We start from the raw sequence: 26,150 nt of genomic DNA, 5'->3' as shown, positions 1-26,150 counted from the left end.
CATAGCAAAGCCAATACGATGTATATCGTTGTTTTTTTCATATATTAAGTTAGTTGTTGATTAAAAAATGTTGCCCAAATGGTTTTGGTTAAAAACCAAGACAGGAAGAAAGAACCCTGCTCCTTTAAAATGCTCATTAACTATTATCACCTAAAATTATTTTAGTTAAAGGAAGCAGGGTTTAATAACTCAAACAGGGCTTTTTATGATTAGCTGAAACAGCTGTTTTGTAGATTTAACTGGTTTTGACAAGCTGAAAACAACATAACCCTCCCCTGCCTCTTTTGTAAAGGCTAGGATGATAGTAATGAGTGTTGCGGACTGTTTTTTCATTGCTCGTAGTTTATACGAGTCTTTTAGAAAATACTACAGGGTGGGTCATATTTTCTGTCGACAACGAGGTACTAGCACTAGAACCAAGACGCAACATCAATAGGAACCCATCCCTGTAGATTGTGCAAATATACACAATAACAGTTATGGGTTTACTCCTATCATCTTGCGTCGTTTAAAAGTGCTAGTTTTCGTTGACAAGACTCTTGAATAAATCCAATTACGTTCTCAATAAAACGTAATATTTAATTTTTACATTTTTAAAATTATAAATTATGTAGAGTAATTACATACAAATATAGAATAATTACACTCATTTACAAATAAATTCTCAACTAAATTTCTTACATCTTAAATTTAATTTAATAATAGAAGATGCGTGGGAAAAGAAACATTAACAAGGTTTGGACTTTATTTATCTAAAAAACCATTAAGTCAAGCTAAGCTTTCAAGAAGAACTGGAATTTCTAAGGATAGGATTAGTAAATTACACGTCGATATTAAATCTAAACCATCTATTGAAGAAATATACTTGATTGCCTTGGCTCTAGATGTCAAATACAATGAAATCGTTGAATTTATATGCGAAGGGTTAAAATTACGACCAGAGGAAGAGTGGGATTAAAATATTTACATCCATAACTATACTATCAATTACAAAATGCCCCAAAAATGGGGCATTTTGTTTTCAAATCATGAACATCTTTTAAAGCATCTTACCACGCCACTCGTCATTATTTCACAATGTAATTTCCCACAATGTGGACAATCAATTTCCTCCTGAGTTTTATTCCCTGGGCCATTTTCTTCGATTATCATGTAATCGAATTTCTTCCTACAATCTCTGCATTCTATGTGTTTTTCCATGTTGCAAGAATAAACTCAAATCCTAAAAAATCAAGTTACAAAGGCTAATAAATTACATAGTGTGTAGTTTTTGAAAATAAATAGTAGTAATAGATTATCCAAGGCACTCTAAAACTCAATTAAATCTAAATACTAAAATTGTAAAGAAAGTAGTGTAACTAAAAAAAGATGTTGGTGTATTATTAATTTATAAATCCACACTAAATACAATCAAAACGTAAATAAATTCTTCCCTTCTATCTCCAATAGGTTTTTAAAGAAAATTTCAGCATTATCTAAAAATTTCTCGTTGAATTCTTTACCTGTTATCATAATAGTAATGTCCTTCTTATCAAAATCTTTTTTCTCTAATTTTTCCTCTTTAATGGAAATATCCTCACTAGATTTTATAAAAGAAAGAATTGTTTTTCTATCAGGGTCATCAAACGTAATTGTACCTTGATGGTGCACTAATCTGTTACGTATTTTCCTTACAGAATTCAAGTAGTTCCATTCAGGCTGTAGATTGTTAAAATTTATTTTACAAACTTTTTTTAAATAAAGATTTGCTTTATCTAAATCACTACTTCCTTTTAAATCAGAGATAGAAATATCTGTTGCAAGTAAATGATGGTGGTGATTACAAATTTGTTTCAGCTCATATTCGATAAAAGAGAAAATTTGAATTAGAAATGAAGCCCTAAAGTTATGTGGAAAATAATAATCTAGTTTCATGTATTCACTTGCTAGCTCACTTTGTAAATAGCTTTCATATCCTTGCTCATTTACGTTAGAAACAGCGTCTTTATAATTTTTGCTAAAATTTTTAAAACGCGTATTTTTTTCAGAAACTAAGCCTTGCTCAATTATCTTGTAGTAGTCAAGTAGTTCTTGGAACGCAATTTCGATACCGAAGAGATAAACTTTACTATAGTTTAATAATGTGCTTTTAGATGTATTTTCGGAATTCATTCTCGCTAATTGATATAATTAAAATTCAATATTTTTTTTTCTAGCCATAACTACTAAATTCTTTCTTGAATTTTAATTCCATGCAATCTATTAAGTTAATTACTTGTTATGAAGTAACATTACTTGCATTTTGATTATTTAAAAACTTCGTCTAAATTGTTTAAGTGTTTGGTGGGGTCACTTAAATCTTTAGACAAGACAGAAACTAACTTAAGAATGTAGTTGGAGGGATTTTTTTTAAGTAGGAGCCATGCCAATGGTAGTATTTTTAATTTCTATTACGACCGAGAATGCAGAATAGGTATTATATGCTATTTCTGCAAAATCATTGTTTTCATCATATAATTTTAAATTTTCAAATGGGGAATATTCAATGAAATCAGTGGTAATGCTATGAGTAATATCCTCAAAACTTATGCCTCCTAAATGTTTTGAAAGACTATTGAGATAAACTTCCTTCTCATGGCATAATTCTTTTTCAGATTGAATTTTTTTTACCGTGTTGATATGCTTGATAAAAACTATAAATCCACTAATTAATGAATTTTCAAATCCTGGAATTTTGGCGCTTAAATAATTTTGTATACGCAAAAAATCTTGTTTCAATTTTATCAAAGTTGGATTAACAGATTTAACTTCAATAATATATTCTGCAATATCTGTGTACCCATTTGTGTTTTTAGATAAAACAATATCAATCTTTCCTTTTCGAATTAATGATAAGTTTTTTGAGTATTCTTGGTAATTACTAGCGAATAAGGTTTTACTAAAAATATTGTTCTTTTCTTCAAGCTTAAAACATTCAAAACAATTTTGATAGAAATCATATGTGGATTTTTCCGCCTCAATTTTATATGGGTAATTATTATGCGAATTCCACTCATAAAGTTCCTTACATAAGTTGACTGTAATAAAATACTCTGTTATCTTTGTGACATTTCCGTGAAAGGATAGGTTAAATATTTGAGCTTCAGAATGAGATTTCCCTAGAGATTTCAATGCTATTTTTATGAACTCAATATTATTCATAATCTTACTGTTAAATTTTTGAGGTTTAATGCAATTATTGATGTTTGTATGAAAACTTGTACAATATTATCCAAATTACATTCGTTTTATCACAACTTACAGCTAATTGAATTATTTATCATTTAAACCTTTAAGTTTTTCTAGTCGAACAGATTCTTCAATCAACATCTTGACAATACCAATTGGCATTACAAAAATTGAATTTGAATTTACATTTACCGAACACAGTACTCCGACACAGCTTCCATTTTCACTAATCACTGGCGAGCCACTTAATCCCGCCCACTCTTCTAAATCTTTAATAATTTCTGGGGTATTGAATAAAAGATAGTCACCTGCTTTTGAATTAAATCTTAAATAATTTTTTGCTGTTTTTTCTCGTTCCAGTCTAATACCTTCCTGTCTTGTTTTTATTTGCCCAAATATAAAATAGTTTTCATCTGCTTGTGGTTGTGCAAAACATTCTACTGGAATTATTAGTTTTTGTTGATTTTTATATTTAGCATCATCACAAAGAAATGGATATTGTAAATTAATATCTTTCAACATGCAGAGGGTTATATCAACAAGTTCAACAGCAAGATCAGGTTTCGCAAGATTAAATTGTTCCATGTAGTAAAAACCTTGCAAAGGGGTTAACACAGTTGAGAGGAAATTATCGGGAGGTGAATAGTTATTAAATATTGAAACAATATATTCTTTCTCTGTCCTTTTAATTTCATCTTCGTAATCATCAAGGTGTAAATTATGGTCAGCAGTTATAAAAAACTTTTCATTCTCATATTTAACAATAAATCCTGATCCAAAAGCAAGTGGGTTTTCGCAAAGCTTGTCATTATCTAATGTGGTTTGGGTTTGATAAGAAGTTTTTACTAATAATTCTTCTAGTGAAAGTTGGCTTTGTTTTATCTCCATGTGTCATTCCTCAATTACAGTTCCGTTGGCCGAAACCCAAAAATGTTTAATTTCTAAAACTTTTAAAAATTGTTTTAAATGCCCTATAGCTTTTCTAATATTCTTATCATCGGGATGGGCAATAGCAAACTCATTCTGTGGATTTCTATGCTTTTCATCCAAAATTTTCACGAGTGCCTTACCGAAATGGGTTTTAATTTGTCCACAATCAAAATATTCTCTCTTTTTTGTTGGCGACTTATCACCTGCTCTAGCACCTTTCGCCTCAATAACAAGCGTTGTATTTAGTTTAGAAGCGACGATATCGTTTCCCCTTGTTTGCCCCAAACAAAAACTTTCAATTATCCACCCATTTTGTTTTAAATGTTCAGCTAAAATTATTACTGTTTCATCTTCGGTTAATTTAATCATTGTCAACTATTTTTTGCAGGTTCTTTTTAAATTATTGAGATATCTAAATAAGTTAATCTTAAGAAAAACTTATGAAATAGTAATTGCAAGCAATTAGTAGAAATATTTTATGCGATCGCTTTTCTGATAGAAGTTGTTGTGGTTTATCTTTTGTTTATCTCTTTCGGCTTCGATTTTGTAAAGCGTACGTATTTCATATCCAGTTTGTAAGCTCAACTCTTCTAGTGGCTTTTTTTTCCACCATATGATATAAAATTCATTACCCTCACTAAAAATCATATATTCTGGATGTAATGAATAATTTGCTGGTGCATTATTTAGATAATCTAATATAAAATCTCGCAAACTAAACGGCAAGTTAAATGGATCTATACAGGTCAATTCAGTGTTAAAGCTTTTTTCTGAATCTATTCCATTCAATTTAGGTATGTAATGTCTGGAAATAATATGCACATAGCTATAAGTATTAACTGAAAAAATAGAGTTATGCGATTGGAAACTAACATAGTTACTTTTATTACTTCTGAAAAAAGTTTTCGTAATATAATATATGTAAAAACAAGCAATTTGTTGTTCTTGTATTTTTCTATCATACATCCTTCTACCATACAAACCCTGTTTAAATTGCTCTTCTAATATCTTTAGCTTTCGATTATATTCAATTTTTACTTCATGTAAAAATGGCCCGCTAAAATCAGGTTTTAATTTCAAAATCCAACTTTGAAGAAGTTCATCAAATTTAGTTTTGTCTTTAGCTATTTCTGTGGCATTTAAATATTTAATGCCATTAAATGCTGGCATTAGAAAATCTAAATTATCCAAATAAGTAAGAATTAATCTTTTAAAAAGCGGCTCAGCACAATAGCTAAGTTCATAAATATTGTATGCAGGAGTTTTTAGGTCTTTTTCAGTAAAAATACTTGGCAAAAAAGAAGAAACAAATTCACATTCGTGAGGCCATAATTTCTTTACATCACCATTATGCACTTTATACAGATAACGCTTTGAAGCTATTGATTTTTCTTCTTTTGTTGCTAGAGTTTCAAGTTGTTGTTTTGAGTAGAGCATTTTTTTGACAGTATTCAGTTATATTAATCAAGTTCCCAGTATATTTCGTTAAAAAAACTATCAGCTTCGAGCATATTTTTGAGTCCAAGTCTAAGACTTATCTCCTTAACAAGCAGCGTATATTTTTCATAATCGATTGCAGTAAAAGACGAAGAGTGGGCTTTAAGATTAACGCCTCCCTCCTCTTTTAAAACAGTTATTGGATTTTTGTTTAGATTGGCAAAGTCCGAACTGTTATAGGTCATCATTAATTCAGCTACATAATTTACTGCTGCTCCTTCAATGGGCTTAACCATCTCTTTTGCCTTTTCAAAAACGGCACCCGCTGGATCATTTTGATGATCTCTTATATATCTAACAAGCTGATGGAATTCTATATAATAAGGATAAACAAACTTTCTTAAACGATATAGGCTTCCAGAATGCCAAAGACTGTCTATATCTTTACTACCAACAAGATTATCCAAAAGTGGTTCAAATTGTTTCTTTGTTAATTTGGGATTGTCAGCTATCTGATCTAAAATAGCCCTCGCTTTTTTGTAATTATTCAATTTATCCTTGAAATTTTGTTGTCTTTCAGGATTATTGAACTTTTTGAAGTGCTTAATAAGATTATCGTAATTAAAAGCTAATTGGGCTTTAGTCTTAATCGGAATGGGTTTAATCTGCTTGTTTGCTTGTTTTTGTTGCTCGTAAAATGTTTCATATTGCTGAATAACCAAAAGTGATGCCTCTTCAGCGTGTTCTGAGCTAACTAAAGTTTCAAAATAACCTTTGGCATCTAACCAAATACTTTGTCTTTCATCGCAATCAATTGACAATGAAGTTTCTTTGTTACTTATTAGCCCACCTTTGGTAAGATTTGCAGAACCTGAAATAACTCGACAATTATCAGATGATTTATACAGATACAACTTTGGATGAAAAACAGAAGTAACAATTTCAGCCTTTGCCAAGAATAATTTTGAAGTTGGATATTTTTGAAATAAGTTAAACAAAGCATAGAGTGCCTTTGGTTCTGTTAAAGCGAAATATTGGCCTACAACAATCTTAATCTCTCCTCCATTTTCTATAAAATTGGATAGTTGTGGCAGTAAGCTACTATAGCCAGACATTTTAAGAAAAGCCACTGCAAAATATGCTTCGTTAAAATTAGATAAACCATCATTTATGGCTGTTAGGTGATTTTCAGTTAAACTTTTATTGCTTATAAACTGCATGGAGAGAATTAGTTTAAATATTTTTGAAAATGCTAACTTACAATATTTTACTTAACTAGTTTACTTTGGTAATTCAAAGCTAAAACATATCTTTACTTCGAGAGCGTTAATTTAGATAGCAGAGATATTCGAAAGAATATTTTTGCTTTTCTTTTTAATTGCAAACACATCTGGGGCATCCACAAATGAGCACTCTTTTCTAAACGTAAGCTTATTTTTTCCTAAACCCAAAGTTCTAAAATCGATAATGTTACCACTTTTAACATTTTAGGGTCGTATTTTTAAATAAGCAATCGAATGATGACGCTATGAATACACCTTTTGTAATCGGAATTTCAATAATGCTTTTTGGAATGTGCTTGCGCTATTGGATTAATCGAAGAAGATTTAATAGAAGAAACTTAAATGGACTAGAGCGTTTTTCTAGTTATGAAAAATCAGTCGCTACCCGATCTGTTGAGGGACTTTGTAAACTGCTAGCTTATGCGTTTATTTTGTTTGGGCTGTTTTTAGTTATTAATAATTGGTGAACGATATTCTCTTTAAATTAGAATAGAATTTATCTAGGGAGAAATAAATACTGTTTAGAAATGAAAAAAATTAAAGCTCAAATCCTCTCCTTCCTCAAGGAAATTTATAGCGTTTGGTTTCCATGGCTCGACATCGCCATACTGGCGTTTATCTATTTCTTTTTATGGGGAGAGCACATTAATCCGTACAGACATTATCAATTAATAAAGCATGGGGAAGTTGCAGTTGGAAAAATTTATGGGGAGTCTGGTCTTTACGAGTATTCAGACCACCCAAGAATGCGGAACTTTGACTATACCTTTGCGCTACCAAATGGCAAAATAATCAAGTCAAGTTCGCATACTTTTACGCTAGATAAAAAAGATTGGAAGAAACCAACTTACCCCGTGATTGCTAAAATATCCTATCTTCCGTATCAACCAGAGATTAACTGGATAAAGTCAGACCTTTCTGATAACCTTGGAGATTTCTTTTATAGAAACTTAATATTTGGAACGTCATTTATTGCAATAACATATCTGATAGCAATAATTGTGTTCAGATTAAGTATACTCGATTATCGAGAAGAAAAGCGGATCAAAAAATTGGCTAAGCAGGGACGTATTTTAATTGAATTGCCAAAGGAGATGTTGAATTAGCAATAGAACTTAAATTACCCGAGTTACTGCAATTCTATTTGTCGTTAAATTTCTCAACATAATCTTCAAGCACTTTAAGGTTTTCTGGAGACACAGAACCAATACCAGGTAACAGCATTTTAACTATACTAGCCAACTCCTTTATTTCGACGTTCTTATCTGATAATGCTTGCTGATATCCCACCACATATCCCTTAGCAGCAATTTTACGTTCATTATTTTCGACATAAGTAGTATCTGCATACTGAGTTGCAATTTCAATTAACTTATCTTCTGGTCTTTTATTTGGAGCTTCCATAATCTATATAATATTGTAAAAATATTGAATAATATTCAATATAATGAGCTTAGTTAATTGAAATAATTATTTGAATGATTAGATATTTCTAAAGGTATGGAAGATGATAAATTTTAATTTACGGTTTCCCGTAATCTTCATAAATTTAAAATCAATAAGCCTTTGATTTAGGAATTTCCTGTAGATTTAATATCTAATGTTTTAACTATGATAGAAATATACAGATCAGAAGTGTTGAACTTCTACGAAAAAAAAAAACATTAGGTAAGCTCTCAACTAACCTAATGATACCTACCTGTGCTAACCTCCGCAACGAGTTTCGATTATTATACAATGCCGGATGCGACAATGGGGATAAGCGAGTAATAAGAGAATTTCTTCAAATGCCTTTTGATAAAGAACTTACAGATTTGGCAGTTAAAAAATGTGACGTTGATAAATTTAAGGCACTTTCCAATTTCATCAACAGAAACCTTAAAACTCATGAAAGAAACTTTGAGCTTCTTGCATGGCTGATTGATTTCCCACAACGCCCATATTCAAAATACTGGCGCATTACAAATGGCAAACCAGATTTACTTTCAGAACTATCAATTACAACCAAGGGAATTGTTGAGGAGAGTTTGGAAGAAAGTTTTCACCATCGCAAAAATGCATTAGTTGCAAACAATGCCAAAATTAATTCTGGAAACGCCAAACAAGATTTTTGGGTAGAGACTGAAGAACCAAGATTGGACAATTATACATCAAATAATAATGATGGTTTCGCAAAGAGAGAAATAACGCTAGAATATCCATCCGGCGTAAAACTATCAGTAGATGCAACTGACATCGCCTTAATTGAAAAATTGGTTAAACTTTGGTAGCATATTATTGTTATGGGAAGTAATGAAATAATGAGGCTATCTTGAATTGGAGTATGGCCTCATTATATTAATTTCTTGTAAATAGATCCTTTCCTATATGTACATAACTAATCCAAAATAGGATTTTGTTTAATTGGCAGCTTGGCAAAACGTATAATTTCGATTGAAGGGAAATCGAAATCTAACACAACTTTGCCTTCTATTAGGTAACAACCCGCTCCTCTGAAAGGATATGTAGGTGTAGAATTTGGGAAATGAGTGGTATCAAAAAAGTTTCCTTCAGGATCTAAAAATGTCCCGAACCACATTTTTTTCTTATTCTTGGTAATTACGGTTTTTTCTGTAACATATAGGCCTACCATTCTAATGGTCTTCCCTGCCGAACTCATTAATTGGCTCGCCATAACATCGCCACGGTAATCTGTTTTTAATAGATCGAACATGGATAGAGACAAAGGAAACCCTAGTAATTCTAGTTCATGGTATGCATTTTCTAAAGTGGTATTAACCAGCTCTGGCATAGCATAATCTTTATGCTCTACTGCAAAAAGTTCAGCGTGTTTATTTGGCCGTACCTTTGAACCAAAAAGTAAATGTACTTCCCAAAGCATCTCCTTTTTGCTTTTTTTAGTAAAACGTAATGCTCCTACTCTGATTAGGATAATGCATTGCTCCAATGAAATTTCGCTACGTTTCACAAAATCTTCTAAAGAAACAAAAATGCCATTCAATTTCCGTTCTTCAATAATGATTTCAATGTATTTACCTTCGAAACCCTGAATACCTATAAACCCCAAATAACAATCATCGCCATAGATTGCTACTACACCAAAACTATTATTTATACATGGTAAATAAACGTTGGCACCAGCTTGTTTAAGCTCATGCACATACAATGATCTGGAATAAAAACCACCATAATTATTCAGCACAGCTACCATAAACTCTTTTGGATAGTAGGTTTTTAAAAATAGGCTCTGATAGCTTTCTACAGCAAAACTTGCAGAATGTGCCTTTGAAAAACTATAGCCAGCAAATGATGAAACTTGGCGCCACACTTCCTTAGTGGTTTCTTCTGGTCGGCCAAGCAATGCTGCTCCTTCATGAAATTTAATAACCAGCCTATCGAATTCAGCACTCGAACGATACTTTCCACTCATCCCTCTTCGAAGGATGTCAGCATCTGTTCCGTCCATCCCAGCATAATGGATACAGATTTTGATTACATCTTCTTGGTAAACCATCACGCCATAGGTTTCGCTCAGCTTCTCTTCCATTACTGGATGCAGATAATTTACACCCCTAGGATTATGCGCATTTTGGATATATGTTTTCATCATTCCAGAACTAGCTACCCCTGGTCTGATAATAGAACTTGCTGCAACCAATGTTAAATAATTGTCGCAGGTAAGTTTAGTCAGCAATTGTCGCATTGCCGGAGATTCAATGTAAAAACAGCCAATGGTGTTCCCTGTTTTCAACCTATCATTTAAGTTTTTATCTCTAATTAGATCTTTCACTTTGTGAACATCAACCTTGCGTTGTTGGTTAATTTCAATTAGTCGAACGGCTTCTTTAATATGTCCAATTCCCCGTTGTGAAAGAATATCATATTTATCAAAACCAATTTTTTCTGCCTCGTACATATCCCATTGTACCGTCGGCATTCCTTTTGGAGGTAAATCCAATGCAGTGTAATAAGTAATCGGTTCTTCCGAGATCAATACCCCGCCTGCATGAATACTTCGCTGGTTTGGCATATTCTGCATCAGGTTATAAATGGCAGTGATTTTTTTAAAAGTTGCATTATCACGATTGATAGATGCTCGTGACGGGTCGGTAAAACCGTCAATCTCGGATTTGGGTAACCCCATTACTTTACTAATTTCCCGAATTACAGAACGATCTTTAAATGTTGACATGGTACCCAACAAGGCAGTATGCTCTCGTCCGTACCTCTTAAATATATAATCCTGTACATCTTCTCGCTCATCCCAAGAAAAGTCAAGGTCAAAATCTGGCGGAGAAGTTCGCTCTGCATTTAAAAATCGTTCAAAGTAAAGGTCTAATTCAATCGGGTCAACATCTGTTATGCCCAAACAATAGGCTACTGTAGAATTTGCGCCAGAGCCCCTACCCACGTGGTAATAGCCCTGATCTTTTGCATACCTGATGATATCCCAAGTAATTAGAAAGTACGCACAGAAGTCAAGATCGACAATTACCTTGAGTTCAATTTTAACCTTTTTTAAGGCTTCAGCATTTTTGCTGCCATAGCGATAAATTGTACCTTTCAACGCAAGTTTCTCTAGTAATGCCTTATCATCTTTCTTTGAACCGGTAAATGTTTTGCGGTTTAGATTAATCCTTCCTAATGGATAATCCATTACGCAATCGTTCATCATGGAGCGGGTATTATCCAAGATAAAACTGTATTTGCTAAACTTGGCCTCCATATCGCCAGCCTTAAGAAACATATCGGTTGACCGGCATTTATCCATCGGCTCTACCATCGTGAGCAGGGTATTCATATCAATTCCCCGCAAATATTCGTGCAGTCTGTATTCGATTTTATCAGCAACAAAAACGGGTTGCAAAGCCACCAACTTGGTTCGTATTACCGAAATATCTACATTGAATAATTCGTGTAACTGCGAAAAATGGATGCCCAGATACTCATTGGAAAGAAGCTTACCTTCGTAACCAAACGGATAAACGACATTTGCGTTTAGAAAGGCTGGAGCAACATCTGGTAAATCTAATTGCTCCAAATTATGGTAGGTTAGAAAATCATTAAGTTCTTTCATGCCCTCTTTGTTTCGGGCAATTCCTATAAATAATAATTTCTTGTTTCTTCTGAATTCTATGCCAGCAATGGGTTTTACATTTTTGGCACTGCATTCACGGAAAAACTCCATTACGCCAGTCGAATTATTGATATCTGTAAGCACCAACTGGGTGATACCATACCCAATAGCCTCCGAAACAATCTTTTCGATTGACATAGTGCCATACCGCAAACTATATTGTGAGTGGACATTGATGTACATGGTATTAGATATCGAGGTTTAATGTAGAAGCTAATGAAATGGAACCAGCTCCAAACCGCTTTCTAATCTTGTCCATTGCTTGGCAAAGCGAATAGGCTTCCTTGGAAGATGAATACATATCCATTTGCTCGAAACCAGAAACGAGGTGCGAAAAACGAACCCCTACCAGTCGTAAAAGCATTCTCTTTGAATAAAGTGATTTGAAAAGTTCTTTAGTTTTGGTAAGTAAAACCTGATCTAAGGACGTGTAAGGAATCATGGCTTGTTTTGTTACCGTTTCAAAATTGGAATAGCGTATGGTCACGGTTACGCAGGCAGTTAATTTATGTTTCTCACGCAGTTCAAAACCTAAGTCCATAACCATTGCAGCTAATAATTGATTGATGGCTTCCACATTAATCGTATCCGCTTTAAATGTACTTTGCGTACCGATGCTTTTTTGTTCGGTGTAAGGGATAACAGGTGAATTATCTATTCCCTTTGCTTTGTTTAAAAGTACCAATCCGTTTTTACCCAATACAGAAACCATCATATCAGGATGAACTTGTGAAAGATTGATAATCTTCTTGATACCCATATCCGATAGCTTTACAAAGGTTTTCTCGCCCAAGCCGGGTATTTTTTTAATGGATAAAGGATTTAAGAATGGAAGTACGTTGGGTTGCTCAATATTCAATTCTCCATTAGGCTTACACTCGTTGGTCGCCATTTTGGAAACAGTCTTATTAACTGATAATCCAAAAGAAATTGGTAGGCCAGTTTCCTTTATAACTAACGACCTTAATTCATGTGCATATTTCATTACACCATGAAAACGGTCCATGCCCGTCATATCAATATAGTGTTCGTCTATACTCGCTTTTTCAATCAGCGGCACTCGTTCACGAAGAATGTCTGTAATTTCTAGTGAAGCTTTGGAATATTCATCCATATTCCCGCGAACAAAAATGGCTTGCGGACATAAAAGTTTTGCCATTCGAGATGGCATTGCAGAATGCACACCATATTTACGAGCCTCATAACTGCATGAAGCGACCACACCACGGTCTGCTGTACCACCAATAATAACTGGTTTGCCGATCAATGATGGATCTTTCCTGACCTCCACGGACACGAAAAAAGCATCTTGATCCATGTGGATTATGTGCTTTAAATTATTCATAAATAAAAATGAACAACAAAGCTAGCGAAGGATTTTGGTTAAACAAGAATAAATACTAAATTTGTTAGCATTTATTTAGTTTTCTACTATTTAAATTAGCTAATTGTTTTTAATTTGTTTTTATATGTTAATATGACCAATGTCTAACTTAATTGTAGATTTTATTATAAATAAATATTGCATAAATGCTTTAATGGTCTTATTGCTTGGTTATCAAAACGGTGTTTTTTTATCTTGGAATACGAGACATTAAACACAATACTTATATATTTACATTTTTGGACGTAGATATTAGAAAAGTTCCATGAACAGAATTAAAGATGTATTAAACAAAAAGGGAATTAAACAAAAGTGGCTAGCCGAACAGTTAGGTAAGAGTTATAACATGGTCAATTCTTATATTCAAAACAGACAACAGCCTCGTATTGAAGTGTTGTTTGATATTGCAAAAATATTGAATGTTGAAGCAAAAGATTTGTTAATTGAAATGAATAATAAAAGCAAAAATTCTAAATTATAATTTGAAAATGAAATTGGTAGAGAATATAAGTTTAGAAGAAATAAGCGGCAAAACTTATAAAGTAAGGTTGATAGAAAGTATAGATTATGGAAAAGCGTCATTGTCGCATTATCTGCACAATAGCACAAATGGTATCTCAAAAAATTATAAGAAAAGTGCACATTTATATTTAAAACACGTACTTGAGCTGAAGTATCCGGAAATCGAGATAACTAATACCGTGGCGGAAAATGCTATGGAGTATCTTTTATTCAACTATAAAAAGGAAAAGATACCATTTCCGAGTCCAGAGAACCCAACATTTAAGTTTATAGATTTATTTTCAGGAATTGGTGGTTTCAGATTGGCATCTCAGAACCTTGGTGGCAATTGTGTATTTTCTAGTGAATGGGATGAATTCTCGCAAAAAACATATGAAGCAAATTTTGGAGAAACTCCATTTGGAGATATTACGAAAGCAGAAACTAGAAAATTCATACCTAAGAACTATGATTTGCTTTGTGCAGGATTTCCTTGTCAGCCATTCAGCTACGCAGGCCTTAAACAAGGGTTTGATGAGACAAGAGGTACCTTATTCTTTGATATATTAGAAATATTGAAAAATACAGAACCAAAAATGTTTTTGCTTGAAAATGTTAAAGGTTTAAAATCCCATGAAGGAGGTAAAACGCTTGAAATTATAGAAAATTCTTTAAAAGAGTTAGGCTATACTATAAAATGGGAAATTCTGAATAGCTATGATTTTGGTTTACCTCAATATCGTGAAAGATGGTATTGCGTGGGCTTCAAAGAAAAAGTTGATTTTGAATTCCCTAAAGGGAATAAAAGAGGGGTCAAAATAAAAGCAATTATTGATGAAAAAGCTAATTTAGATAAAAAACTAAAGCTATCTGAATTTGAAATTGAAAGAATAAATTTTCATTTCAGTTCAAACGACGAGCGAGTAAAACATGACAATTCTAAATATAATTCGAATACAAAAAAGGGAAAGCATGGTGTTTATTCTTTTCAGAAAGCTGATGGGGCTTTGCGATTTCATATTGGAGATATAGCTAAAACACAAATTCAGGAAGCATTTTATGCCTGCGAAGAAACTTATGCACCCACTATTATCGCCAATAGAGTTCCAAAGTTGTGGGATTTACAAAGAAAACTTTCTGTTTTGGAAGCTCAACGTTTACAAGGCTTTCCAGATAATTTTAAATTCCCAATTTCAGATAACCAAGCATATAAGCAGTTGGGCAACTCCGTTGCTGTTCCAGTATTACAAGCCATAATTAAAAAAATGTTAGAAACCATTAAATAAGAAATATGAAATTCCTCTCAGAAGCTACAATATTTGAATCATGGAAACAACTAATTGACATAGGAGAAACGACCAGAACACCGTTAAATAAATTTTTTGGTGTGCTTGAACTTTTACAACACTTAAATCTAGAACAAGGGGAGCCAGTTGAGTCAAACTTTCAATATAATGTTTTTGCAGGGCAATTATCTCTTTCATTACAAGAGAAATATTTTTTTGATGATGATAACAAAAAAAATTTTCCATCCCAAGAAACACTAAACATCATCTTCCCAAATAATTGGGTTCACAATATTTTTCAAATACTGCTAAAAAGCAACTCCTTACCCTTGAAAAATATTGCTGTAATCTGCATGCAAAATGAAGTATTTGACGATGCAATTAGTGAAGATGATTTAGTAAATCAATTCCTTGTTAAATTTCATTTAAATGAGGCTGTTAATACTTTTTTTACAAAACAAAGTGAAATTGTTCTTGAATTTGATATTAATCAGCCTAATAGGCAAAATATTTTTACAAAGTTAAGAAATGAATTTAACCTAACTGATAACACAAAGAATACTATTGGATTTGATAAGTCATTAATAACAGCTAATCCAGGTGAGTTAACGAGAGGACCTTTCATTCAACCTCTGTATTCTGGCCAAGAAAACTTGAAATGCCTTTTGCTTGCCAATTTCAATGTTTTGGAATTTTACAAAATTGGTTCAACGGCAAATCAAAATAATACAGTTTTGTCAAATTTCAGTGATAATACACCCCTATCACATCAAATCATCTTTTATGGTTCACCTGGAACTGGAAAAAGCCGTGAAATTGAACTTAGAACTAATGGCCATAATAGATCAAGAACAACGTTCCATCCAGAAACAGATTATCACTCGTTCGTGGGAAGTTATAAACCTGTGATGGATGGAATGAACATAAAATATGAATTTGTTCCCCAATCTTTTACAAGGGCCTATTGCAATGCTTGGTTAAACCCTGAGCAGCCTTATTTCTTAATTATCGAAGAAATCAACAGAGGAAACTGCGCTCAAATATTTGGTGATCTATTTCAGTGTTTAGATAGGGATGATAAAGGATTTTCAAAATATGAGATCAATTGCGATAAAGATTTGGCAAACTATTTAAAATCGGTTTTTGCAATTTCCCCAAATATTGCTGCAGTAGAAAACTATAGATCTATCATCCAAACAGAAGATTTTGATAAAATCATTTTACCAAACAACCTTTTTATTTTGGCTACGATGAATACATCAGACCAATCTTTATTTCCTATGGACAGTGCGTTCAAAAGACGTTGGGATTGGGAATTTGTACCAATCAATTATGAAGATGCAAATTCTTTAAACATTGTTATAGAAGATAATATTTACAATTGGGGTAAATTTATCCAAAATATAAATCCTAAAATTAGAGAACTGACAGGAAGTGAGGATAAACAATTTGGAAACCGTTTTGTAAATCCAAAAGAAGGAAATATAACATTTGACCAATTCAGATCTAAAGTTTTATTTTACTTGTGGTCGGAAGTTTATAAAGATGAATTTGGCACTCAGAGTTCTATCTTTAAATATGAAAACGATGAAAATATTGTTTTAGATTTTCAATTTGGAGAGCTTTATAACAGCAATGCAACAGATATTGTTAAAGCATTTTTAAAATTCAACGGAATACAATCTGAACAATGATAATATTATTTGAAGAATATCATTATAAAACGGAAGATCTTTCAAAAGTTTTAACCGAGCGGTATTATTTCCCAATTAATGGTATTAACTCAAAAATCAACTTCGTTGGATATTATTTCAATTCACAAATAAATGACGGAAAGGGAGATGCTATAATTATTTTTCCTAAAGTTTTTATCAATGAAAATAATTTGGCTTTTGATGAATTTACTCCAGAATCTTTAATCGATCCATCGTTTGAAACAAAAAGCAGGTTAAAAGAAACGAGCAAAAACAAGTTAATTTTCGAAATTTCAACTTGGTTGTATCAAGCAATTCAACAATTTAACAAAAGGCATTTTTACAATTCAATTTCGGAGAATCAATTTATTAATCAGATCGTAACCAATTTAGATGAAAATTCAAGTACCGAACTTGACATAGTTTTAAGTCTATTGCGGTTCTATAAAGAAAACCAAGACTTATTTACTTTTATTTCAAGAACAGCTCACTCTCAACAAAACAAAATAAACTGGCATAAAACAATTAATAAAAAACATGCAATTATTGAAAATAATAAACCCATTTATATTGATTTAGCGACCACAAGAAAGAAGAGAAATGATGATGAGGAATTACTTATACTTTTTTATTCAACATTAAATTACATTAAAGAGAAGTACGCATTTAATTTTCAGATTCCTCAAAACTATAACCTTATCAAAGGAAATCAATTTGAAACTGTTTTAAGAAGAGGATGCCGAATATTGAAAAGTATTAAATACAAATATTTTTCTGACAAAATGCTCTGTTTATATAACTTACTTTTTACCTATTTTGAGCGAAGTGAAAGAACGCAGTCTAAAAAACGCATAGAAGAAATTCTTCTAATTAAAGATTTCAATATCGTTTTCGAGGATATGATAGATGATTTAATTGGGGATAATAAGTTATTCCCTGAACTAAAGAATCACGCTGATGGAAAACAGATTGATCATATCTACAAATATAAATCACTTCTAATTGAAGATGAAATCTATTTTGTTGGAGATAGCAAATATTACAAACCTCAAAACAGCTTTGGAAAAAATTCAAAAGCAAAACAACTTACTTATGCAAAGAATGTAATCCAGTACAATATTGATTTATTTAATAATGGAAATTTAGACCAAAAAATTAGATACAGAGAAAATGAAACAGAAGGGTATAACATTACCCCAAATTTTTTCATTTCTGCTTTTGTCGATAAAGATTTCGATTTTTGTAAATCGCATTTAAAAGAGACAGGAAAACCAATAATGCAATTTCATTTTGAAGACAGACTATTTGACAGAGATACGCTATTTGTTCAATCATATAATATCAATTTCTTGTTTGTGCTTTCAGCTTATTTATCAAGAAATTCAACATTAAAAAGCAATTTCAAGAAAGATACACATAAGATTTTTAGAGAAAAACTGATCGCTTATATTAATGAAAAGTATCAATTCTATAAAGTGAAGCCGATTGGAGACAATTTTATTTATAAGCATTTTAAATTACTTAATGGTAAAATATACAAGCCATCTAACCTTGAAAATGAACTGATATTAGCATTTGAATGCGGTTCGGATATTGAAGCTATATTTTTAATAATTGATACTGAATTAGAGGAGAAAGTTGCACATGTGTTAGAATAAATTATTAAAAGTTCTAATTACATAGAAACTGATCGTCCATTTTCTGACAACCCTTCTCCTTCGCTACCCTCACTTTTATTTTCTTGTTGTTTTTCACTATCAACCTTTGGATTTCTTTCATCGATCTTCTTAAGTTCTATTTCAAATATCATTTCAATATCGGCCTTAATTTTTAGGTAACTCTCCTGAATATCCACTTCATTGACCTTTTTAATTACAGGGATAGATTGGTAATTTACCTCTTCCCTACTAATCGTCACATGGTCATTCTGAATTTCACTATGAAAAATCTTTAGCTTTATTTTCTGGTCAGGATTATCTGCAACAATACCAACAAACTCACCCGAAGAAAGAGAAGATATTTTTGAGGCTGGTATCGCATAATCTAGTTGTGTAGATTTAGAAATAGATGTATCAGAGCTATTGATGCTTAGACTTGTTCTATCCTGCATAATTTTTCCAAAAGTTTCCGATAGTTTTTTAGCCGTACTTCCAGTTACCTGTCCGCTAATGATATTACCCACTATCCCACTGATCACATCCGCCTGTTCTGCACCATAATCCTTTTTCAGCTGGCTAAAATCCTGAACTGCCAATGTTGTTGAGACTTTGTTACTCCTTGCAGTTGCTATCAAGCTATCCATATTATTAAAATAAATCGTTGGAAACTCATCGAATACCAAACTGCTCTTGAGTTGTCCCTTTCGGTTAACAAGTTTAATCATTCTGGAAATGTAGAGCGACAGCACAGCTCCATAAGTTTGTATTTTTTGTGGATTATTACCCACACAGATCACTTTAGGCTCTAATGGATTATTCACATCAAGTGTAAAATCATTACCGCTAAGTACATAGTATAATTGCGGTGACGACAATCTTGCCAATCCAATTTTTGCACTGGCAATCTGCCCTTCCAATTGTTCCCTTGCCTTATTCTGAAATGCAGAAACAAAAGGATTTATTAGTACTTTAATCTCTTCTTCCTCCTTCAATATAGCAAACAATGGATCATAATCTGCCTGCATCAGCTCGATTACATGTGGCAAAGTACAGTATTTCCCATTTTCATACTTACGCAGGTACCAGATGATACCGGTTAAAAAGTTGATTGGACTTTCTACGAAGAAATCTCCCTGCTTCTTTATCCAGTCCCTGTTAAGTCCCAACATGATGGTTCGGCTTGCTTCTGTAGCATCGGTAATATCCTCCATGCCATCGGGATCAAGCGGATTACATCGATGCGTTCGATTTAGGTCATCAAAATTAATGATATAAAATGCGGGCTGTACTTTAAAGTTCTTATGATATTTTAATAACTTGTTATAGGCTATTTTGGTTAAATCGTCGTACTTGAAATCGTAAATGAACATAGAAAATCCCTTTCTAAGATGCTGGTCTATGATGTGCCTGATTACAAAATATGATTTTCCAGCACCTGGCGTTCCTGCAACCAACATCCCACGAAATGGATTGATAAAATTGATCCAGCTGTCCCTAGTCTTGTTCTTCAATCTGTATTTGGCCGGAAGATTAATGGAATACTCATTTTCGAGCAGTCTTTCCTCTTGCGGAAAGGTTTCATTTTCATCATTAAAAATATCCTTATCGAGTTTTTCCTTTATCAACCTCGACAGCATAGCTCCGCCAGATAAGATGAGCAGGAAGCCAATTACGGTTACTGTTATGTAAAGGATTGCAGTCGTATCTTGAGCCAGATGTAAATAGTAGAAAAGCCCACTGGTAAAATATAATACCAATCCCGAAAACAAATATTTACTGATTAATTTTAGCTGTATGTTTTCATCCTTCTTGCCTTTTAAACCAATTAGGGATATTCCTAAAAAGAGCAATGAGGCCAATTTTGCATTCGTGGTATGATTAAAAACTGCTGTCTTTGAGATATTCAAGATTATCTTGTCGGTGATCTCCGCTGTCAAGCTCCATTCGTTAAAAACCTCATAACAAAAAATGTAAAAATGAATGCCCAAAATCACAACGCTAATGAAGCGGGTAAAATCTACGATCTTTCTGAGCCCTTGTGCATCCTCTCCTGTATTCATGGTTGTTTATTTAAATTATATAAATAAGGACTTTCCCTAACGAGCAAAACTTTTGTGTTTTTTTCGCTTCTTCTTTTTTTGTCCAATAGTTGGTACTTGGTCAGTATTATTACTTTCCATCAAGCCTTTTAAATAATTGGTTGGTGCAATAGGTCCCAAATAAGATTTGTTTTGCTCGCTAGTTTTAAGGTAAATTTTAGGTCTGTCAGTGTTACCCAAGCGACCCAGCAATGCCTTTGCACCATATCCCCTATCCAAATCACTACCTTTAAAAACTGATTTACTCTTATGGTCTATAAAAGTTGCGCCATAAACAAGCCCCTGATCGTTCTGTCTGAATATTAACGCTATTCCTTGATTTTTAAGCTCCGCTACCAAAGTCGTCTTTGTTATGGCCTCATATTTTGAAAATACTTTTTCGATACGTTTTTTAAGCCCTTCATTATAGGGAATTCGTTTTTCGGCATTTCTCTGGAACTTTTTTTCTACAGTACCTAGCGTGGGCCTGGTTGCCAATTCGCTTGCCTTAAAGGGAATACCGACCCTGTTACCATTTTTATCAATGATGGAATAAACAAGTCCCCGCTTTTCGAACATAACCGTATCCTCTTTTCCACGGTCGGCAACAACATTAAACTGTTTCAAAACAGCGTTGTATTCGGCAAAAGAGGTAAACTTGTAACTTCGCATCACCTCAGCTACAACACCATAGATTGTCTTTTTAGTTGGCACCTTTCCATAGTCGGCTGTTTCAATCGAAACTGGTGCGATTGAAATTGCCTCACTCTTATTTCTGCCCTCAGCCTTAATCAGATTATACTCAATCTCCAATTGCTTTCTTGCCGTTTCAGACAACGTTCTTCCAAGTCCATGAACATCTATACGTTTGCCATCCGCTTGTATATTGGTCGTCACAATGTGGATGTGCGGATGGCTAACATCTTTGTGCTGATAAACCAAAAATGGTTGTTCTCCAAAGCCAATACGATCCATATAAGAAGATGACAGTCGCTGAAACAATTCAGTATTAACCTTATCACTTCGATCAAAATTGAGCATGATATGCAATGCATTTGTCTTAACTTTAATATTTCGATTGGTTAGATGTTCAAAACGGTTGAGCTTACTTCTAAAGTCTAACCTCTCAATATCAGTTCCGAAACGGCTTGCCAGAATTAAAGTTGCTTCACCATTTGTGACCTTCCTCTCGTTATAATTGATCAATCCCCTAATACTTTTGCCACTGATTATCCTTGCAACCATTTTTCGGTGAGTTTTGTAATGAGTAACAGAAGCCTATCCACCTTTTCATCGACCTTTTTGTACAGATCAGCCACTTTCAGCACATAATAAGCTCTGTTGTTTTCAGAGGTCTTCTCCTGATTGAATGTTCTGGTGATCTGGTTAATGTTAATGCCAATGGCTTTGAGTTCTTTTCTGATACTGACCAGTTCCTCCATAGGAGCATTCATACTCACATCTGTATAGAAGCAATTGATCTTCTTGCCAGAAAGAATCCTACGTACAATTTCAGCAACAGTTTGGCAATTGCTTTCTATGCGAAGTTTTTCAAGCTTATTAAACTGGGCTGCATCTACCCTAACTATCAAATTATGGCTGAGTATTTCGGCTTCATTTTTAAGTTTTTTCCTTGGCATACCTATCACTTTAAGAAAGTTCCAAGATTTGCGAGTTCCGAGCAAATCCCCGACCTCAAGGGCGGCAAGATTTTTTCGCGCATGCGAAAATACATCTTGCCAAACACTAGGGTGTTTACACGTAGCCCATAGAACATTGGTTTGGAACTTAAGATTATGAAATTTAATGGTTCGTTTATTTGTTAATTCCCGTGGAATAAGGTTCTTAGTTTTTGGAAATTAACTGGTTCTAGATTTAGGGTTTTGAAATTATTTTCTTACCCTCCACAAGGGCAATCACATCGTCGTACTTATAGAACATCAACCCACCAACTTTGTTAAATTTGAGTTTGCCAGTATCTCGAAGCCCTTGTAAAGTGCCAGGTGATATGCTTAATAACTTTCGAACTTCATAGCTTTTCAGCCATTCTTTTTGTTCGCTGATTTTATGCAGCCTTTGCCCAGGTCGCCTTAATTCGGAAAAAAGTTCTTGCTTGAACTGATCAAGATCCTCTTTTGTTATAAATTCAATAGTTGCCATAATTTGCATATTAAAATACTATAGCAAAATTGAGAAGGATATATTAGTGTAATTGGGTATTGGATGGGTAGTACCTACAAATAGTGCTTTTTTCATTCGTCACCAAAATAGCAAAGCTTTTTTCAAGATGCCTAGCATGAAAGCCCATTTTTGACTTATAAAATTTAACAGGGCTGCTAATACTGATGACCGGAAGTACAGGGAATACTCTTCTTGAAGTTGGCCATTTGTTGTGTTTAAGAATTATTATTTTGTACATTAACCAGATAAAGCTGAGGAAAATACCTAGAACTTTTTCCTGAACCAAAAGGCAATTGTAGTTCGAAATTTCAAAACAAAAACGGATTGATAAGCACGATCTATTTAGCTACTCTTAGCGCTTGGGCAAATTCATCAGGTAGCTGACTGTCTTCAATCGATTTTGCAGATGCTTCTACATCATATTCAACTCTTCTGAATTCTACCTTTATGCAATCAATGGTAAATACTGAAGCGTCGTTATTCAAGGTAACCAACACATAGCATCCCCTGGTGTCACCATCTTTTGGTTTTCCAACAGAGCCAAGATTGATAACGTGTTTGAACCTGCCATCAGTTTGTATAACGCGATGGTATGGTTTATGTGAATGCCCCACAAAAAGTAGATCAGCATCTGCTTCTTCCATCATCTGTAATACATAATTTTCATCCGTGTCAAAAAGCACATATTCGTCGATAGTTCGAGTACTTCCATGTGCAAATACAAGGTTGAACTTTTCGTTATTCATTTTAAAGTCAAGTCTGATATGGGCTGGAAGTGTCCTTAAATATTCTTTGTTATCTTCACGGATCAAATGATATGCGTATTTCTTGCCTGGTTCATTAAGGCTTTCCGCATTAGTGATGATGTTTTCAACCTTTTCATCATGATTGCCTTTAAGAGTTGGTATACCCCGTCTCCTTATTTCATCAATAACTTCATTGGGGTAGATGTGGTAGCCAACCAAATCTCCGAGGCAATAAACAGCATCAGGTCTTAGACTGTCCATATCTTTTAGCATAGCTTGGAAAGCTAGAAGATTGGCGTGTATATCTGAAAATAGTGCTATCCTCATGATCTATCCGTTGCGTAGCATATCAGCGTATTCATTTGGTAGCGGACTATCCTCTACTGCCTTTGCTGCTTTTTCAACATCATATTCAAAGCGGATAAACTCTACTTTTATACTATCCTTGTCCGTTACAGTACTGTCAGGGTTTATGGTCAGGATCACATAACCACCTCTTGGGTCTTTATCCTTTGGTTTTCCTACAGATCCGATGTTTATCGCATGCCTGAAATGATTACTACCATCCGTTCCAGAATTTAAAATGCGGTGATAAGGTTGGTGGGTATGACCAAAACACATAATATCAGCTTCTGCCTGCTCCAGGATCCTTAACATGCTTTTCTCATCACGATCTTCAAATAGGTATTCATTTACCTTTCTTGGACTTCCGTGTACAAAAAGGATATTGCGTCTGTCATGGTTCAGCTGGTACTCCAGCCTAATGTGGGCAGGTAGCGTTCTGAGGTAGGCTCGCTGTTCGTCTTTTACCACTTCATTAGTATAGGAAATGGAAACTTTTCCCATTGCTTTTTCTTCATCGGTCTTATAGGCACAACCGCAATCGTCACTTGAACGGCCAATGCCCCAATCATAATTCCCTGCTATGGTGGGAATGCCTCGTCTTCGGATTTCATCAATCACCTCATTCGGCCAGATGTTATAGCCGACAAGGTCGCCCAAACAATAGATGGCATCGGTATTTCTGGTTTCAACGTCTTTAAGGAATGCTTCCAGTGCCGGAAGATTGGCATGGATGTCAGAGAATAAAGCAATTTTCATAATATAATTGTTGGTTTTCTTAATTGTTGATTTTTGGTGTGCGATAGTATTTTTTCCTGAACCAGAAAGCCAGGTTTACCAAGGCGATCAGTGCAGGAACTTCAACCAAAGGGCCGATTACACCAGCAAAAGCTTGCCCTGAATTGATCCCAAATACACCAATTGCAACTGCAATGGCGAGTTCAAAATTGTTTCCCGTAGCGGTAAAGGCAATGGAAGTGCTTCTTGAATAATCTGCACCAAAGTACTTGCCCGCAAAAAAACTTACTACGAACATAATAGAGAAATAGATCACCAGAGGTATGGCGATACGGACTACATCCATTGGTATCTGCACGATAAGGTTACCCTTTAGGCTGAACATAATTACAATGGTAAATAGCAAAGCGATCAAGGTGATTGGCGATATAAACGGAACGAACTTGTTCTGGAACCAGTCTTCACCTTTAAGTCTGATCAGGGCATACCTACTGATAATGCCCATTGCAAAAGGCAGTCCCAAATAGATGCCCACACTTTTGGCAATCTCTCCAATAGTTATATCTACTTCTAGGCTTTTAAGTCCAAAATATGGCGGCAGTACGGTGATGAAAACATAAGCGAAAACGCTGTAGAGCAAAACCTGAAAGATGCTGTTCAGCGCAATAAGTCCAGCGGCATATTCCCTGTTGCCCTCTGCAAGCTCGTTCCATACCACAACCATAGCGATGCATCTTGCAAGACCGATCAGTATAAGGCCGACCATATATTCGGGATAATCCCTTAAAAATGTAATGGCCAAAAAGAACATTAAAAGTGGGCCAATTACCCAGTTAAGCACCAATGAAACGCTCAATACCTTGGTATCCTTGAATACTTCGCCCATTTTTTCGTACTTCACTTTTGCAAGTGGTGGATACATCATAAGTATGAGGCCGATAGCCAAAGGTATATTGGTGGTTCCCGAAGAAAAGGAATTGATAAGGCCTGAAGAGGACGGGATAAAGTATCCTGTCCCTACACCGATTGCCATAGCTATAAAGATCCATAGGGTCAGGTAACGATCTAAAAACCCCAGTTTTTTTCGTTCGGCCACAGGGGCACAATTGTTAGCACTCATGATTTATTCATTTATATATTGATTTACAAAATCTGCTGAAAAAGCTTTGATCAGGTCACGCACCCTTCTGAACTCGTCCATGATTTCTTCTGGTGTTCCAGTAGCCTTTGCAGGATCGGGAAAATTCTGGTGAAGACGTTCCACTTTTCCGGGAAAGAATGGACACGCTTCATTGGCATTATCGCAAACTGTTATTACCATATCGAAGTCGATTTTAGAATATTCATCTACATGGTTAGAGGTATTACCTGAAATGTCAATATGATCTTCTGCCATCACCTGTACCGCTTTGGGATTTACACCATGTGTTTCTATTCCTGCACTATAGATTTCTGCCCGATCTCCTGCATAAAACCTCAGATACCCTTCTGCAATTTGGCTTCTGCAACTATTTCCGGTGCACAGCACTAATATTTTTTTCATATATA

Annotated in this window: 24 protein-coding genes; 7 read left to right on the top strand and 17 right to left on the bottom strand. The window is 34.1% G+C overall.

The genetic code is table 11. The annotated features are described in order from the left end of the window. Positions 1-712 precede the first annotated feature (712 nt). Positions 713-958, top strand: coding sequence for a helix-turn-helix transcriptional regulator (locus tag R2Q77_RS19175; protein ID WP_316805323.1), 246 nt, complete (start codon positions 713-715; stop codon positions 956-958). A 452-nt stretch (positions 959-1,410) separates the two neighbouring features. Here R2Q77_RS19175 and R2Q77_RS19170 read toward each other — a convergent pair whose 3' ends face one another. The 6 genes from R2Q77_RS19170 to R2Q77_RS19145 all read right to left on the bottom strand — a co-directional run bounded on the left by R2Q77_RS19170 (position 1,411) and on the right by R2Q77_RS19145 (position 6,794). After that, the gene (locus tag R2Q77_RS19170; RefSeq protein WP_316805322.1) at positions 1,411-2,151 is read right to left on the bottom strand and encodes a hypothetical protein; all 741 of its coding nucleotides are present in this window, start codon (positions 2,149-2,151) and stop codon (positions 1,411-1,413) included. 237 nt (positions 2,152-2,388) lie between these two features. Further along, the gene (locus R2Q77_RS19165; RefSeq protein WP_316805321.1) at positions 2,389-3,180 is read right to left on the bottom strand and encodes a hypothetical protein; all 792 of its coding nucleotides are present in this window, start codon (positions 3,178-3,180) and stop codon (positions 2,389-2,391) included. Positions 3,181-3,291: 111 nt separating this feature from the next. After that, the gene (locus R2Q77_RS19160) at positions 3,292-4,095 is read right to left on the bottom strand and encodes a hypothetical protein (protein ID WP_316805320.1); all 804 of its coding nucleotides are present in this window, start codon (positions 4,093-4,095) and stop codon (positions 3,292-3,294) included. A 3-nt stretch (positions 4,096-4,098) separates the two neighbouring features. After that, a complete protein-coding gene (locus tag R2Q77_RS19155) occupies positions 4,099-4,506 on the bottom strand; it encodes a hypothetical protein (protein ID WP_316805319.1) in 408 nt (135 codons plus the stop codon). A 93-nt stretch (positions 4,507-4,599) separates the two neighbouring features. Then, the gene (locus R2Q77_RS19150; RefSeq protein WP_316805318.1) at positions 4,600-5,574 is read right to left on the bottom strand and encodes a hypothetical protein; all 975 of its coding nucleotides are present in this window, start codon (positions 5,572-5,574) and stop codon (positions 4,600-4,602) included. 23 nt (positions 5,575-5,597) lie between these two features. Then, a complete protein-coding gene (locus R2Q77_RS19145; protein WP_316805317.1) occupies positions 5,598-6,794 on the bottom strand; it encodes a phospholipase D-like domain-containing protein in 1,197 nt (398 codons plus the stop codon). 590 nt (positions 6,795-7,384) lie between these two features. Here R2Q77_RS19145 and R2Q77_RS19140 point away from each other — a divergent pair. Beyond that, positions 7,385-7,963 (top strand): hypothetical protein, encoded by a 579-nt coding sequence (locus R2Q77_RS19140; protein WP_316805316.1) that lies wholly within the window; start codon positions 7,385-7,387, stop codon positions 7,961-7,963. A 34-nt stretch (positions 7,964-7,997) separates the two neighbouring features. Here R2Q77_RS19140 and R2Q77_RS19135 read toward each other — a convergent pair whose 3' ends face one another. Further along, a complete protein-coding gene (locus R2Q77_RS19135; protein ID WP_316805315.1) occupies positions 7,998-8,261 on the bottom strand; it encodes a hypothetical protein in 264 nt (87 codons plus the stop codon). Positions 8,262-8,545: 284 nt separating this feature from the next. On the opposite strand from R2Q77_RS19135, the gene R2Q77_RS19130 reads away from it, so the two are divergent. Beyond that, positions 8,546-9,127: a hypothetical protein gene (locus R2Q77_RS19130; RefSeq protein WP_316805314.1), complete on the top strand. Its 582-nt coding sequence runs from the start codon at positions 8,546-8,548 to the stop codon at positions 9,125-9,127. A 107-nt stretch (positions 9,128-9,234) separates the two neighbouring features. On the opposite strand, the gene R2Q77_RS19125 is transcribed toward R2Q77_RS19130, so the two are convergent. Together R2Q77_RS19125 and dinB are read right to left on the bottom strand one after the other, a co-directional pair. Continuing rightward, positions 9,235-12,177: a DNA polymerase III subunit alpha gene (locus tag R2Q77_RS19125; protein WP_316805313.1), complete on the bottom strand. Its 2,943-nt coding sequence runs from the start codon at positions 12,175-12,177 to the stop codon at positions 9,235-9,237. A 4-nt stretch (positions 12,178-12,181) separates the two neighbouring features. After that, on the bottom strand, positions 12,182-13,339 hold the full coding sequence (dinB, locus tag R2Q77_RS19120) for a DNA polymerase IV (protein WP_316805312.1): 1,158 nt from the start codon (positions 13,337-13,339) through the stop codon (positions 12,182-12,184). A gap of 304 nt (positions 13,340-13,643) precedes the next feature. Between dinB and R2Q77_RS19115 the strand changes: the two genes are divergently transcribed. Genes R2Q77_RS19115 through R2Q77_RS19100 form a run of 4 tightly spaced genes read left to right on the top strand, consistent with a single transcriptional unit; the run spans position 13,644 to position 18,517 of the window. Further along, a complete protein-coding gene (locus tag R2Q77_RS19115; RefSeq protein ID WP_316805311.1) occupies positions 13,644-13,859 on the top strand; it encodes a helix-turn-helix transcriptional regulator in 216 nt (71 codons plus the stop codon). Positions 13,860-13,866: 7 nt separating this feature from the next. Further along, positions 13,867-15,165 (top strand): DNA cytosine methyltransferase, encoded by a 1,299-nt coding sequence (locus R2Q77_RS19110; RefSeq protein ID WP_316805310.1) that lies wholly within the window; start codon positions 13,867-13,869, stop codon positions 15,163-15,165. A 5-nt stretch (positions 15,166-15,170) separates the two neighbouring features. Then, on the top strand, positions 15,171-16,859 hold the full coding sequence (locus R2Q77_RS19105) for an McrB family protein (RefSeq protein ID WP_316805309.1): 1,689 nt from the start codon (positions 15,171-15,173) through the stop codon (positions 16,857-16,859). Continuing rightward, positions 16,856-18,517: an LlaJI family restriction endonuclease gene (locus tag R2Q77_RS19100; RefSeq protein WP_316805308.1), complete on the top strand. Its 1,662-nt coding sequence runs from the start codon at positions 16,856-16,858 to the stop codon at positions 18,515-18,517. The genes R2Q77_RS19105 and R2Q77_RS19100 overlap by 4 nt, the downstream gene beginning before the upstream one ends. 17 nt (positions 18,518-18,534) lie before the next feature. On the opposite strand, the gene mobC (R2Q77_RS19095) is transcribed toward R2Q77_RS19100, so the two are convergent. The 8 genes from mobC (R2Q77_RS19095) to R2Q77_RS19060 all read right to left on the bottom strand — a co-directional run bounded on the left by mobC (R2Q77_RS19095) (position 18,535) and on the right by R2Q77_RS19060 (position 26,145). After that, a complete protein-coding gene (gene mobC, locus R2Q77_RS19095; protein WP_316805307.1) occupies positions 18,535-20,577 on the bottom strand; it encodes a conjugal transfer protein MobC in 2,043 nt (680 codons plus the stop codon). 36 nt (positions 20,578-20,613) lie between these two features. Next, positions 20,614-21,840, bottom strand: a complete 1,227-nt coding sequence (locus R2Q77_RS19090; protein ID WP_316805306.1) for a relaxase/mobilization nuclease domain-containing protein — start codon at positions 21,838-21,840, stop codon at positions 20,614-20,616. After that, positions 21,825-22,235: a plasmid mobilization relaxosome protein MobC gene (gene mobC / locus R2Q77_RS19085; protein WP_316805305.1), complete on the bottom strand. Its 411-nt coding sequence runs from the start codon at positions 22,233-22,235 to the stop codon at positions 21,825-21,827. Before mobC (R2Q77_RS19085) ends, R2Q77_RS19090 begins: the two co-directional genes overlap by 16 nt. Before the next feature lie 235 nt (positions 22,236-22,470). Further along, a complete protein-coding gene (locus tag R2Q77_RS19080; protein ID WP_316805304.1) occupies positions 22,471-22,755 on the bottom strand; it encodes a helix-turn-helix domain-containing protein in 285 nt (94 codons plus the stop codon). Positions 22,756-23,114: 359 nt separating this feature from the next. Then, positions 23,115-23,849 (bottom strand): metallophosphoesterase family protein, encoded by a 735-nt coding sequence (locus R2Q77_RS19075; RefSeq protein WP_316805303.1) that lies wholly within the window; start codon positions 23,847-23,849, stop codon positions 23,115-23,117. 3 nt (positions 23,850-23,852) lie between these two features. Then, a complete protein-coding gene (locus R2Q77_RS19070) occupies positions 23,853-24,623 on the bottom strand; it encodes a metallophosphoesterase family protein (protein WP_316805302.1) in 771 nt (256 codons plus the stop codon). A gap of 19 nt (positions 24,624-24,642) precedes the next feature. After that, a complete protein-coding gene (gene arsB, locus R2Q77_RS19065) occupies positions 24,643-25,722 on the bottom strand; it encodes an ACR3 family arsenite efflux transporter (protein ID WP_316805301.1) in 1,080 nt (359 codons plus the stop codon). Between the two features lie 3 nt (positions 25,723-25,725). Continuing rightward, positions 25,726-26,145, bottom strand: coding sequence for an arsenate reductase ArsC (locus R2Q77_RS19060; RefSeq protein ID WP_316786666.1), 420 nt, complete (start codon positions 26,143-26,145; stop codon positions 25,726-25,728). Positions 26,146-26,150: the final 5 nt, after the last annotated feature.

Origin of the sequence: Pedobacter nototheniae, from assembly GCF_032678625.1 — a bacterium.
Classification (GTDB): Bacteria; Bacteroidota; Bacteroidia; order Sphingobacteriales; family Sphingobacteriaceae; genus Pedobacter; species Pedobacter nototheniae_A.
Note: the sequence above shows the minus strand (reverse complement) of the source record. Positions and strands in the feature narration are given on the sequence as shown.